The organism is Flavobacterium sp. ZB4P23 (assembly GCF_003970375.1).
In the GTDB taxonomy this organism is placed as follows: domain Bacteria; phylum Bacteroidota; class Bacteroidia; order Flavobacteriales; family Flavobacteriaceae; genus Flavobacterium.
The window spans coordinates 584,688-597,979 of sequence record NZ_RYDK01000001.1 but is presented as its reverse complement, the minus strand read 5'-3'; the positions used below and the strand labels follow the sequence as shown (position 1 = coordinate 597,979).

The following is a 13,292-nucleotide window of genomic DNA, read 5'->3' as shown; positions in this document are numbered from 1 at the left end:
GAATAAATGAAAATTTTAGGACTATATAAAAATTCTCAAGTCTTTAAAATAGCATTGGCCATTGCAATTGTTGTGGTTTGTTATATTGCTTCAATGTTTTATTCTCAAATGGAAAAACTGGATTCAACAGTTGAATTAATTGCAAATTCAAATGAAACCCAAATCGAATTAGAGAAACTTTTGTCGATTATTAGTATTTACGAAACGAGTTTGCGGAGTTATATCATAACAAAAGAAGATAGCTATATTGAAAATCGGTTTTTGAGCAGAGGAAAAATAGAGGAAAGCATCAAAAAGTTAAAAGAGTTGACCGCTAATAACGCTTTGAGAAATAAAGATATTGAACAGCTCGAAAAAATCATCGATTACCGCTTTAAGTTATTCAGACAAACCTACATTATTGCTAAAAGTAAAAATTCCGGCCCGATTGATTTAAATGCAAAGTTACTCGAAAGTAGTAAAGTCACTGAAGAAATGAAATCCTTTGTGACCGAAATTATATTTTCGGAAAGTAGAAAAACAAAATTTCAAAATGACAACCATCAATTTGAATTGCAGGACTCCTTAATTACGGCTTTTTTATTAGTCATCCTCTCGCTTTTGATTTTATTGCTTTCCTTTCAAAAAATGAATGTTGATATTGACGAACTTAAAAAAGCAAATGACGCATTAAATTTACTAAACGAATCCTACAACGCTGCAGAAAAAACAGCAGGTTTTGGACATTGGATGGTTAATATAGAAACAAAAAAGTATACTTTTTCAGATAATTTATTCCGTTTAATGGGAGTTGAGCCTAAAGCTTTCGAACCTAATATTGAAAATTCGATTCCATACATACATCCCGATGATTTAGAATATGTAACTAAAGTACACCTGGATTCTTTGATAAATCACCAGTCGACTTCCATGATATTTCGGTTTTTAACACCAAACGGCGATATCAAATATATTATGGGTGTTGGAAGTTTTACTACTAATGGAAAAGGAGATTTAATAAAAATTGGGGTAAATTATGATATCACTAATCAATATAAAAAAACACTTGAATTAGAAGAAAGTAACAAAGAACTAAAATATATTAATACAGAACTGGAAGCTTTTAATGACATTGTAAGCCATGATTTGCAAGAACCGCTTCGTAAGATTCAAATGTTCATTTCCAGACTGGAAGAAAAAGAATTGGACTTGATTTCACGACAAGGGAAGGAATATTTTTCTAAAGTACGAGTGGCAGCTAACAGAATGCAAACGTTATTAATTGATTTAGTCAATTATTCCAGAACTATAAAAGGCGATAAAGTTTTTGTAACAACGGATTTGAATGTAGTTTTGGGCGAAATACTCCAGGATTTATCATCAAATATTGAAGAGAAAAAAGCCGAAATTCAAATAGGTAAATTACCAACCATTACTGCAATACCTTTTCAAATTAAACAGCTCTTTATTAATTTGATTTCCAATTCACTTAAATACAGCAAGGAAGATACAGCTCCTGAAATAAGTATCACTTCTAAAAACATTACGGATAAAGAAGTCCGGGAGTATAAAATAAGCAATAAAGACGAGTATTATAAGATTGTTGTTACTGATAACGGAATAGGTTTTAAACAGGAATATGCCGAAAAAATATTTCTTTTGTTCAAGCGTTTGGAAACTGATTCTAAATATTCAGGAACCGGGTTGGGATTGGCTATTTGCAGTAGAATTGTAGACAACCACAATGGTTTTATACAAGTAAAAGGGAAGCCAAATGTAGGGGCTAAATTTTATATTTTTATTCCAAAAGGGGATGTGATTTAATTATATTACTAAAAAACAGAATGGTAACAATATCAGAAGCTACTACGAAAGATTTAAAAACCATTCAGGAGATTGCCTATAAAACTTGGCCTCAAACTTATGGAGCCATATTGTCAAAAGAACAAATTGACTATATGCTTGAGCTCTTTTATTCAGAACACGCATTACTTGAAAATTTGATCCAAAAAGGACATCGTTTTCTTTTGGTACATCAGGATGAATTTTGCCTTGGTTTTGCCTCTTATTCACATAATTACTTAGCGCAAAACCTAACGCGGCTGCACAAGATTTATTTGCTTCCAGAAGCACAAGGAAAAGGAGCAGGGAAGCTATTGATTGATACAATTGAAAATTTGGCTAGAGAAAATAATTCGGTTGCGGTCTCTTTGAACGTAAATAAATTCAACAACGCATTGTCTTTTTATAAAAAAATAGGGTTTGAAATTGTTTCCGAAGAGGATATTGAACTAAAGCACGGGTATAAAATGGAAGACTACAGAATGGAAAAAAAGCTATAATCACCAAAAATTGCTTATTGAACAACAGCAGGAGAAGTTAGGAAGAGTGCGTATACTTCCGGAGTTATAAAAGTAGATGACAGTACACCACCATAAAAAATGGACTTGAGCGGAGTCCCAAAAGAGCAGCATCAGCCGACCATTTTTTGACGGTTATTTTACCCGAAATGAAAAAAAGTATTCAAAGTAAGGACACCTTGATCTTTAATAAAGAATTTGAGAATATAACAATCAACTGTAACCGATGTCATGCAATGGAAAACGCACCTTTTTTTACGATCAAGACACCCACAAACAGAATCACTAATAAGAAAATAATATGTTAGAAAAAATCATTAATACAGACAATTCAAAAACCACAATAATCATTCGTTTCATAGTAGGAGCAGTGTTTTTATCGGAAGGTATTCAAAAGTTTTTGTTTCCAGCAATTCGCGGAGCTGGGAGATTTGAAAAAATAGGTTTGCCTTCACCTGATTTATTAGGAAGTTTTGTTGGTGCATTTGAAATTATTTGTGGCGTCTTACTTTTAATTGGGTTGTGTTCGCGCTTAGCAAGTATTCCTTTACTTATAGTTATGCTAGTAGCATTTGCAACAACAAAATCAGATGTTTATTTAGAAAACGGATTTTGGGAACTGCTTCATGGTAGCAGAACTGATTGGGCAATGCTTTTAGGTAGTTTTTATTTACTAATAAAAGGGAGTGGATTTTGGTCTGTGGATAAAGCTTTGATGAAGAATGAATGAACTTGTAAATCCAATTACAAATAAAAAAAGATGGTCTGTTGCCAGACCACCTTTTTAAACAAATTATAAAATCTAAATTAAAGTAAGTCAAAACGGTCTAGGTTCATCACCTTAGTCCATGCTGCTACAAAGTCCTTTACAAATTTTTCTTGACCGTTTTTATACCCGTAAACTTCAGCTATGGCTCTTAGTTCCGTATTAGAACCAAAAATAAGATCTACACGAGTTCCTATCCACTTCAATCCGCCTGTTGTACGATCACTTCCTACGAATGCGTCATCTGACTCAGAAACTGCTTTCCAGGTGGTACTTAAATCAAGTAGGTTTACAAAGAAATCGTTTGTAAGGGTTTCTGGATGTTTCGTGAAAACACCATTTTGAGACTGATCGAAGTTTGAATTTAATGCACGCATACCGCCTACAAGAACAGTCATTTCTGGAGCTGTTAAGGTCAATAATTGCGCTTTGTCAATCAGCATTTCTTCTGCTGATATCGTATATTTTGTTTTAACATAGTTACGGAAACCATCTGCTTGAGGCTCAAGAACGTCAAATGATTCTATATCTGTTTGTTCTTGTGATGCATCTGTACGTCCAGGTGTAAATGGTACTGAGATAGTTTGACCTGCTATTGATGTCGCTTTCTCTATCGCTGCACTACCACCTAAAACAATTAAATCAGCAATTGAAACTTGTTTACTATCAGATTGAGCACTATTGAACTCTTTTTTGATATTCTCAAGTTTGTTAAGCACTTTTTCCAGTTGTGCTGGGTTGTTCACTTTCCAGTCTTTTTGTGGAGCAAGACGAATGCGACCCCCATTAGCTCCCCCACGTTTGTCAGAACCACGGAAAGTAGAGGCAGATGCCCACGCAGTTGAAACTAATTCTGAAACAGACAATCCTGAAGCAAGAATAATAGTTTTAAGGTTAACTATATCTTGATCATTAACCAATGGATGTGTAACCGCAGGAATTGGATCTTGCCAAATTAGTTCTTCAGCAGGAACTTCTGGTCCCAGATAGCGTACTTTTGGTCCCATATCTCTGTGAGTAAGCTTGAACCATGCTCTGGCAAATACATCATTAAATTCTGCCGGATTTTCTAGAAAGCGTCTTGATATTTTTTCATAAGCAGGATCAAAACGTAATGAAAGATCTGTAGTCAGCATAAACGGTTGATGACTTTTGGAAGGATCATGAGCATCTGGCACCGTGCCAGCGCCTGCATCCCCTTTTGGTTTCCACTGATGGGCACCAGCTGGACTTTTGGTCAATTCCCATTCGTATCCAAAGAGATTTTCAAAATAGTTATTACTCCATTTTGCAGGTGTTGTTGTCCATGCTCCTTCAAGACCGCTGGTTATTGTATCCCCTGCATTTCCGGTACCGAAGCTGTTTTTCCAGCCTTTACTTTGCTCCTCAATAGGGGCTGAAGCCGGTTCTCGTCCTACATATTTATTTGGATCTGCAGCACCGTGGGTTTTACCTAATGTATGTCCACCGGCACTTAACGCTACGGTTTCTTCATCATTCATTGCCATACGAGCAAACGTTTCACGAATATCATGAGCGGCCAATACTGGATCTGGATTTCCATTAGGCCCTTCTGGATTTACATAGATTAATCCCATTTGAACTGCGGCTAGCGGTTGTTCTAATTCGCGTTCTTCATTGTAACGATTGTCACCTAACCATTCCCGTTCTGAACCCCAATAAATATCTTCATTTGGTTCCCAAACATCCTCACGACCTCCAGCAAAACCGAAAGTTTTAAATCCTGCGGATTCAAATGCACAGTTACCACTTAAAATTAATAAATCAGCCCAAGAAATTTTTCTGCCATATTTTTGTTTGATGGGCCATAGTAACAAACGAGCCTTGTCTAGATTCGCATTATCAGGCCAACTGTTTAGTGGTGCAAATCGTTGTGTACCAGCTCCAGAACCACCGCGTCCATCAGCAATACGATAAGTTCCTGCACTATGCCATGCCATTCTAATAAAGAATCCTCCGTAAAAACCATAATCTGCCGGCCACCAATCTTGTGAAGTATTCAATAAATCCATAATATCTTGCTTTAAGGCAGCATAATCTAAAGACTTGAACTCTTCCGCATAATTGAACGAATCCCCCATTGGGTTTGACAGTTCAGAGTGTTGGCGTAAAATGTTTAATTTTAACTGATTTGGCCACCAGTCTCGATTTGAGGAAGCTGAACCAGCACCATGCTTTGCAGGAGTACCAGCACTCGCACCATGATTAAATGGACATTTGTTTTCTCCGTTGACATCGTAAGATTTGGAGCTCGGGTTTGTGTTATTTTCCATAGTATGATTTGTTTTTTATTTTCTTTAAAGCAAAGTTACATACAAATTACTTTTCCTAAATTAATTTTTAATAGATAAAAACTATAGTGGTTGTCATTAATTCTGAATTTATCAATTTATTAAGAATAATCAATTAAAAAGTCATCTGCATTTGTGTCTTGGTATTCTTTTGGTTTTAAGTGCACTAGTTTACTAGAATTGGGCTCCACTTTTTTTTAGTTCTGATTTATGTTTAAATAAAGGAAATGGAATAGCAAAGGTGGTTATGGAATATCTCAATTGAGATAACACTTCTTATACTGATAAATTTAGTGCGAACTAAAAAATAAATGATAATTTAATCCCAAACTAAGCCATCCTTGGTGCTGTTAGCTGTAACTTTAATCCAAAAAACAAAAAAATGAGTTTATTTGACGATAAAAAAAGTAAGGATCAAAATCCGATAGTATCAGCTCATGAAGCTTGGGTTGGAATTTTATATTCTTGCATTTCTGCGGACAATCAAATTACTGATTCGGAAACAGCAGCATTATCAAGAGTATTGCATTCTAAAGAACAATTTATAGGAATCGATATTGCGCCTCTTTATGCAAAATCCTATACTTTAAGAATTGAAATGGGGCAATTAAAATATCTTTCTGCCTGTTGTGAATGGATCCAGAAAGAAGATAAAGAAACCGTTTTTGCACTTGCATTAGAAGTACTACTTGCGGATGGAAAATTGGAGAAGGAAGAAAAAAACATAATTGAAGTATTGTCTAATCGACTCCAAATAAAGGCAGCAATGACCAGTAAAATAATTGAAGTGATATTCTTGAAAAATAAAGGAAATAACAAAGAGATATAAACAGGCCAATGTAAACCGTGTCATAATATAAAAGAGGTTTGATCTACACTGATTTTGTAAGACTAACAATTAGAAGAGTATTTTGAATTGCAATACTCTTTTTTGGTTTGATGCGTTATTTATGTTGAATTTATTATGTACTTTAGAATACTGTAATTACGGAACCAAAAACAACAAGAATTATTCGCGACTGTTGTTTTAAAAAAAACTATTGACCATCAAAAAGAAAATCAAAATAGCAAAGGAAAGTATTCACAAAAAACTTCATAGGGAACCCATAATCACGCATCCCAGACTGAAGTTTATCCCTAATGTTGTACTCAATTTGATCAGTTGTCTAGTTACATTAATCATAGTGGGAACTTTACTGTATTTAGTGCTGCACTATCTGATCATGAAATTTTATTATTTGGATTAAAAAAAAAAGCCATATTTTAAAAATTGAAATTGAGTATAAAACTAATAGTACTCATATTCGTTTTATTTAAAATATAATTTTTGTTAGCATAGGTTTCACCCGCATTGAACTTGTGTACATACAATAATTGCGCATCAAACCCTTTTAACATCCCCTGAAATTGGTAGCGAACATCAGCATTGGTCTGCAAATAAGAAGGCAATTCGTATTTATTTAAGGAAACATTTTTCACGTCTGGCAAATCAAAATAACCTACAGCCAAATGCGATTTGAATATTTTTTTAGGATTCGTATATTGTATTTTGGTCATTACCGCATGCACATCTCCAAAACCTTCATTCCGTTCTCTGGCCATAAAGGTGTAAAACGGGTCTCGTCCCCATTCTCGTGGCATTAAATACCTTCCTTTAGCAGTTATTCGATTGTAATTTAAAGTAATTTCTATTTTTTTATTCTGCCAGCCTAATCTTCCACCAAAAGTTTGTGAATTGCCATTTTTTTCAAAATAGGTTTTGCGTGGATTTTTATTTCCGCCGAAATTCAAGGCATTTTGGTAAATCGTCTGAAAACCAAAAAGCAGTTTCGAGTTTGGATTTAAATTGTATTTGTAGTCCATTTGCAATAGCGCCGAATTGAATATATTCTCAGCATATTGGTTCCATATAAGTGTTTTTAAATTCTTTATCGATTCATTTTGTATGCCTACAATATAAATTCCGTTACTGTCTAAATTCCCTGCATAATCGGATTTTGTTCCATCGGGATTCACGCCAGTTGGGTAAATCCCTATGGATTCTGCAATTCTGAAATATTTCATGGTACTTCGTGGCGAAATTCCGTATAGGTACCCTACATTTATTTTAGTTTTTTTGAGTTCATTAAAATCGATCCATATTCCATCGACTTCAGTAGGCCGCATTCTGCCGTCCTGCAGATTTATGAACGACGTATTCAGTAGTTGTTTTCCAAGGGTTACATTAGAATTTTTGTAGTTGTATTTTAAAAATAATTCTTCTAACCGGCTTAAATTGTCTTTACTTGATACGTTTTGAAAATCAAAAAGCGCTACTTCATATCTATTGGATAAATTTGTTACCGGATCTTTTTTAGAAAAATCAGAAGAACCGATATCATAAATGTAATAGCCACTGACCCCAAATTGAAAATTATGAAATTTAGCCGTTTCAAACTTTACACCGCCACCAACAGCATTGGCATAATAATCAGATAAGCCACTTTCATTGTTGGTACTCATAAAAAAATAGCGAAAATGGCCGATGAAGTTTCCGTTTTTGAAAGCATTTAAAATCGAGGTGGAATCAATTTTTTTATTATTTTTCTCTTTCCAAACGGCTGGCTTATTCGAAACTTCCTGATATTGTGCCGAGGAATGGAAACTAATTAAAAGTAAAAAAGTTGAGATTAATATAGCGAAAAAAGATTTCATTTGTAAGTCTTTAATTTTTTTACAAAAATAATCGGAGTCCTATAAATGGGAGGTAACTTTTATCACATTGGCTCAAAAAATAAAGCCGAATGTTTAAACATTCGACTTTATGACTTTTGACTTTACGACTTAATTATTATCTGAAAGTATAATCAACACCGGTAACTTGAGTTAAGAGTGTTTCAGGAGCATCAAGAATTATTGCGTTTTTTTGCGGTGTAGGTGTAACAGGAGAATTTTGTTTTAAATAATCTCTCATCACCGAATGCAAGGTTTCATTAGTGTTTTTAGCATCCATGACGCCTTTCATCCTGCAAAGCATGTCCACAGGATCTCCGTCACGCTCACAGGCCATGATTGAATACAATTTATCAGGATCTAATGGCGTATTTTTCATCGTAATACTTTGAACTCTTTTGTCCATTTCGGCAAAAGCATTAAAGCGGACTTCCATTCCTTTGAACTTAACTACCCATCCACCAAAGCGTTTAGAAGCGTCATCAGCAAAAACATTGTTTAATTCTTTTTCCAGCCAGTTTTTCAATTGCTTTCCGGTAACTTTGGCTGTTCTTACTGTGCTGTCAACTGGTAACATATCAAAGATAAATCCGTTTGTAATAGGAATGTTTCCGGTTTGATCCGGTGTTGTTTTTGGTGGACAAAAGCGAAATCCATTCGAAAGATTAATATCAATATCTGGAAATTTCCAGTGTAAGGCATTCAGGATCATTGTGTCAATTGGATTTTCTACTACAAAATAGCGGTACAAAGGAATCGTGCTGTATCCAATAATGGTATTAATTTGTTCCTGATAAACGAATTCTTTTTCTATTAATAATTTTTCTATTGTTGCATCCGGTTTTATTTTTGGAGAGTCAACTTCCAGTAGTTCATAGTTGTCCTCAATGACTTTTCCGTTGAGAATGGTTAAATCTAATTTTCCAATAAACGAACCAAAAGCTCCCGGTTCAACCACTTTTGAATACTTACAAACAATTGGTTTGCGCACTCTTTCATGTGTATCGCCACCCAAAATGTAGTTTACACCCTCACATTCCGGTCGGTTTGCCAATGCTATTTGTTGGGACAGGCCCAAGTGTGCAATTATAAGTACATAGCTGCATTGTTCCTGATTTCTAAGGACATCCACATAATGCGCCAGATTTTCTTCAGGATCAGTATAGATAATACCTTTGCTGTAATTGGGACTTTGTCTTAGCGGTACTAATGGATCAGTATATCCTAAAAAACTAATTTTTGCTCCGGCAACATGCCAAATAGTATACGGTTGAAAAATAAGTTCCCCACGTTTTCCATTGCCCAGGTCATGATACATATTGGTACAAATTTTTGGTGCATCAAGGGAACCTAATAACGTTTGCATCTTTCTTTTTCCATAAATCACCTCCCAATTTCCGGGAAGATATAAGTCGTAATTCAATGCATTTAAAATGGGAACAAAAGCTTCACCGGTAGTTTCTACGCTTAATTCGCTACCTTGAAACATGTCGCCGGTGTCAATGGTATACGTATTTGGGTTTTTCTTTTTGAGTTGTTTCAGTAAAGTTGCCATGTAGGCATAACCGCCCGTTTTTCTAAAAACAGCTTTCCCATTTTCCCAAAATAACTCATCATGCGGATGAATCTGACAATGCACATCAGTGGTTTGAAGAATAGTAATTGTTTGCGGTTTAGTACCATCGATTGCTATATTCAAGTTTTTTTCTGTGGGCTCAGTTGTATTTGCAATAACGGAAATAGGTGAAATAATCACTGCGCCTAGACTTAAAGTTCCTACTGATTTCAGGAAATTTCTTCGGTTATTGCTCATCTTTTTTAGGTTTTTAGGTTTGTTTTTTAACAGATTTTGATACGGTAGTTCATTTTATTTTGCTAAAAATAATCGGTACTGGTATTTAAAATCCTCCCTTTATATAGCTCCAGCCTTGCTCTTGTTTTTCTACAATTTCAGCAATTCCAACCGGCACATATTCTACTTCGGAGATTAATTGGTCTTTGGTTACTTTCTGACTTTTCATTGTGTTTTCGCATACTAAAAAACGAACTCCTTTTGCCCGTAGCGCTTTTATGGATTCTAATTGTTTTGATTTTGCAGTCATTACAAATGGTAAACCCATACTGTGAATTACTACTTCGTATTTGGCATTTGGCCAATATGTCGTTAGATTTTTTAGTTGGTTTACAATTGCTTTTTGTTGCAAAGTATCAGTAGCATTGGTAAACTGAAAAACGATTTTGTGGTTTTGCGCTTTTTTTTGTGCCAATGTGCCAATGGAAATCATGATAAATACCAGGATAAATGAAAGCGTTAGGTTTTTCATAATGGAGTTTTAAGATTGTTTTTTTTGTTTTTCGTTTTTTCGGCTTTTATTGGTTTGAAAGGTCCAAATTTATGTTGGGTTTCCGTAAATGAATCTGAAAATGGACCAAAAGGATGATCCACCGGTTTTTTGGTAATATTGGGCCAGTCTTGACTTAAATCTTTCGACGGTCTTTCCAGATTTTCTACATAAGCAGCAATATCCCAAGATTCTTCATCGGATAATTGAGGTCTTTCATAAGATGCACCCAATGGCATATTGTATTTTATATAGCCGGCAAACCGACTGATTCTAAACAATCCTGCGCCGTTATTATATGAATTTTTGCCCCAAAGTGGCGGATAGGTGTATTCCTTTTTATCTTCGGCCAAAATTCCCTGACCATTCATTTGATGGCAACTGGCACATTTTTTATTATACAATGCGCTTCCTTTTAGGGGATCGGCAGCACGATTTAAATATTCCAGATCATAAATTCCCGAGGCATTCGATTCTTTCCCTTTAGGTACATTACTGCCAATATATTCAATGTACGCGATCATGGCTTTCATTTCCTTTTCATCTCTTTCCAGAGGCTGACCATTCAAACTTCTCTCGATGCAATCGTTGACTCTTTTATAAAGATCTTCTACTTGCCCGCTTCGGGCTCTCATTTTTGGATACATCGAATATACGGAACCATAATTGTTTCCCCAAGGCTTTGTACCGGCATCCAGATGGCAATTGTTGCAATTCATTCCATTAGTAATTGGTTTGACACTGCCATTTGGACCCAAATATTTTGCCGTATGCGCAATTAGATCTTTGCCATATTCTACTTCCTGTTTTAAAGTTGAATCTTTAATCAGAGCGATGTCAGCCGCTTTCCAGAATTTTGCCGTTTCATTTTGCAAAATCACTTTTTTCTTTGCATCGATATAAAGAGAATCGAGATTTGAATCATTATTTTGAAACGAAGCGGTAATTGTGGTATTGAAAAACAAACCGACGAAGAAAACCATTACCAGGAAGATAATGGTTATAAACAGATAGATTAGCCTTTTTACGAGCGATTTAAATGGAATGATATTTTGTTTTTCTGGATTCATAGGGTATTAATGAGGCAGTTTGTCTCTAAAATAACCATATACCCAAGTTCCCACTATTGCAAAAAACAGAGTAACAATCATCACTGTGGCACCCGTTCCAATTTGTGCAAATAATGGTCCAGGACAAGCTCCTGTTACTGCCCAACCCAATCCAAAGATAAGGCCACCATAAATTTGGCCTTTGTTGAAAGTTTTGTCATGAAATTCAATTTTTTCGCCATAAATGGTTTTAATATTGAATTTTTTTATCATGAAAACGGAAATTATCCCCACCACTACAGCACTTCCTATGATACCATACATGTGAAAAGATTGGAAACGAAACATTTCCTGGATGCGATACCAGCTGATTACCTCGGATTTTATAAATACAATACCAAACAAAACACCTATGATTAAGTATTTCAAATTGTGATGCCATTTGTGTTCTAATTGGCTCTCGTTGATACAAACCGTATCTAAAGAACGCGTTTCGAAATCTGTATTTTGATCTTTAATGTTCATAATTTGTAATTTAAAGTGAAAGAATAAATGGTAAAATAACATTTGCCATAATCAATCCGCCAATGAAGAAACAACATGTTGCTATAAGCGATGGCATTTGTAAATTAGACAAACCAGAAATAGAATGACCGCTGGTGCAACCTCCCGCATAGCGAGAACCAAAACCAATAAAAAAGCCACCAATAACCATCATAAAAAAGCCTTTGAGTGTAAATAAACTTTCCCACGAGAACAATTGTTCCGGTAACATTCCATAAATTTCAGTTATACCGTAGCCTGCCAATTCGGTTTTTAGATTTCCATCAATAGTAATTGGATTTGGATTTGACAAAAAGCTGTACGCGATCACACCACCTAATATAATACCGAAAACGAAAAACATATTCCAAATTTCTTTTTTCCAGTCATATTTGAAAAACGTAATATTTGCCGGTAAGCACATGGCGCAAGTGTGGCGTAGAGAGGCGCTAATACCAAATGATTTGTTTCCAATGATTAACAAAGCCGGAACCGTAAGTCCAACTAATGGACCTGCAATGTACCAAGGCCAAGGTTCTTTGATTAATTCTAAAATTTCCATATTTATTTTTTTATTACAACAAAGGTTATATTTATAAATGAGTAGTTGTGTTACTTTTGTCACACAAGAAAAAAAAAGTAAAAAATGACAATAATTTTATTTTTTTAATAACTCGTCTAGCATTTCTCGGAACGAATCACTATTCCAATTTGCTGTTCCAATTTTGGCTACGATTACATTTCCTGATTGATTAATAATATAGGTTGCCGGAATTGTCGCCGATTCCATTTCTAATGGAGGATTGGTTACCGATTGATACACAGGAAGCGTCAGATTTTCTTTAATCATAAAAGCATTTGCCTTTTCGAAGGAATCCGTTGTCACAAACAAAAAGACTATTTTGTCTTGATAATCAACATATAATTTTTGAATGCTTGGCATTTCGGCAATACAAGGTGGACACCAGGTGGCCCAGAAATTAATGAATACTATTTTACCTTTGTATGCGTCCAATGACACCGTCTTTCCGGTGGCGTCTTTTAATTGCCATTGATAAGTTGACAGTTCTTTTTGATCCATAACGGCAATTGTTTTAGGCGAAAAAGCAATTAATCGATTCAGTTCTACTTTTACAAAAGTGCCCAACGGACTGAACAGAAGTAGTGCTATTAATACGATAAAAACAATATTTTGAACAGTCGATTTTTTTGATTTTTTTGGCTCCATT

The 13,292-nt window shown here is 35.0% G+C and carries 12 protein-coding genes; 4 read left to right on the top strand and 8 right to left on the bottom strand.

What is annotated here, in order from left to right; translation table 11 throughout:
* Positions 1-6: 6 nt before the first annotated feature.
* The 3 genes from EKL99_RS02465 to EKL99_RS02455 all read left to right on the top strand — a co-directional run bounded on the left by EKL99_RS02465 (position 7) and on the right by EKL99_RS02455 (position 3,069).
* Positions 7-1,803 (top strand): ATP-binding protein, encoded by a 1,797-nt coding sequence (locus EKL99_RS02465; RefSeq protein WP_126462809.1) that lies wholly within the window; start codon positions 7-9, stop codon positions 1,801-1,803.
* A gap of 20 nt (positions 1,804-1,823) precedes the next feature.
* The gene (locus EKL99_RS02460; RefSeq protein ID WP_126462807.1) at positions 1,824-2,321 is read left to right on the top strand and encodes a GNAT family N-acetyltransferase; all 498 of its coding nucleotides are present in this window, start codon (positions 1,824-1,826) and stop codon (positions 2,319-2,321) included.
* Between the two features lie 319 nt (positions 2,322-2,640).
* Positions 2,641-3,069, top strand: coding sequence for a DoxX family protein (locus EKL99_RS02455; protein WP_126462804.1), 429 nt, complete (start codon positions 2,641-2,643; stop codon positions 3,067-3,069).
* Positions 3,070-3,146: 77 nt separating this feature from the next.
* Here EKL99_RS02455 and katG read toward each other — a convergent pair whose 3' ends face one another.
* Complete coding sequence (gene katG, locus EKL99_RS02450) at positions 3,147-5,399, bottom strand: catalase/peroxidase HPI (protein WP_126462799.1); 2,253 nt, start codon at positions 5,397-5,399, stop codon at positions 3,147-3,149.
* Positions 5,400-5,799: 400 nt separating this feature from the next.
* Here katG and EKL99_RS02445 point away from each other — a divergent pair, with 400 nt between their 5' ends.
* On the top strand, positions 5,800-6,246 hold the full coding sequence (locus tag EKL99_RS02445; protein ID WP_126462796.1) for a tellurite resistance TerB family protein: 447 nt from the start codon (positions 5,800-5,802) through the stop codon (positions 6,244-6,246).
* Between the two features lie 434 nt (positions 6,247-6,680).
* Here the strand turns inward: EKL99_RS02445 and EKL99_RS02440 are convergent, their stop codons facing one another.
* The 7 genes from EKL99_RS02440 to EKL99_RS02410 all read right to left on the bottom strand — a co-directional run bounded on the left by EKL99_RS02440 (position 6,681) and on the right by EKL99_RS02410 (position 13,291).
* Positions 6,681-8,111, bottom strand: coding sequence for an OprD family outer membrane porin (locus EKL99_RS02440; RefSeq protein ID WP_126462792.1), 1,431 nt, complete (start codon positions 8,109-8,111; stop codon positions 6,681-6,683).
* A gap of 136 nt (positions 8,112-8,247) precedes the next feature.
* Positions 8,248-9,942 carry a bifunctional UDP-sugar hydrolase/5'-nucleotidase gene (locus tag EKL99_RS02435; protein WP_126462789.1) on the bottom strand — a complete coding sequence of 565 codons (1,695 nt, stop codon included), beginning with the start codon at positions 9,940-9,942 and terminating at the stop codon, positions 8,248-8,250.
* 85 nt (positions 9,943-10,027) lie between these two features.
* Positions 10,028-10,453 carry a DsrE family protein gene (locus EKL99_RS02430; RefSeq protein ID WP_126462786.1) on the bottom strand — a complete coding sequence of 142 codons (426 nt, stop codon included), beginning with the start codon at positions 10,451-10,453 and terminating at the stop codon, positions 10,028-10,030.
* Positions 10,450-11,541: a c-type cytochrome gene (locus EKL99_RS02425; protein WP_197037197.1), complete on the bottom strand. Its 1,092-nt coding sequence runs from the start codon at positions 11,539-11,541 to the stop codon at positions 10,450-10,452. The genes EKL99_RS02430 and EKL99_RS02425 overlap by 4 nt, the downstream gene beginning before the upstream one ends.
* A 6-nt stretch (positions 11,542-11,547) precedes the next feature.
* The gene (locus tag EKL99_RS02420) at positions 11,548-12,045 is read right to left on the bottom strand and encodes a DUF6691 family protein (protein WP_126462783.1); all 498 of its coding nucleotides are present in this window, start codon (positions 12,043-12,045) and stop codon (positions 11,548-11,550) included.
* A 10-nt stretch (positions 12,046-12,055) separates the two neighbouring features.
* The gene (locus EKL99_RS02415) at positions 12,056-12,619 is read right to left on the bottom strand and encodes a YeeE/YedE family protein (RefSeq protein WP_126463080.1); all 564 of its coding nucleotides are present in this window, start codon (positions 12,617-12,619) and stop codon (positions 12,056-12,058) included.
* 102 nt (positions 12,620-12,721) lie between these two features.
* A complete protein-coding gene (locus EKL99_RS02410) occupies positions 12,722-13,291 on the bottom strand; it encodes a TlpA disulfide reductase family protein (RefSeq protein ID WP_126462780.1) in 570 nt (189 codons plus the stop codon).
* Position 13,292: the final 1 nt, after the last annotated feature.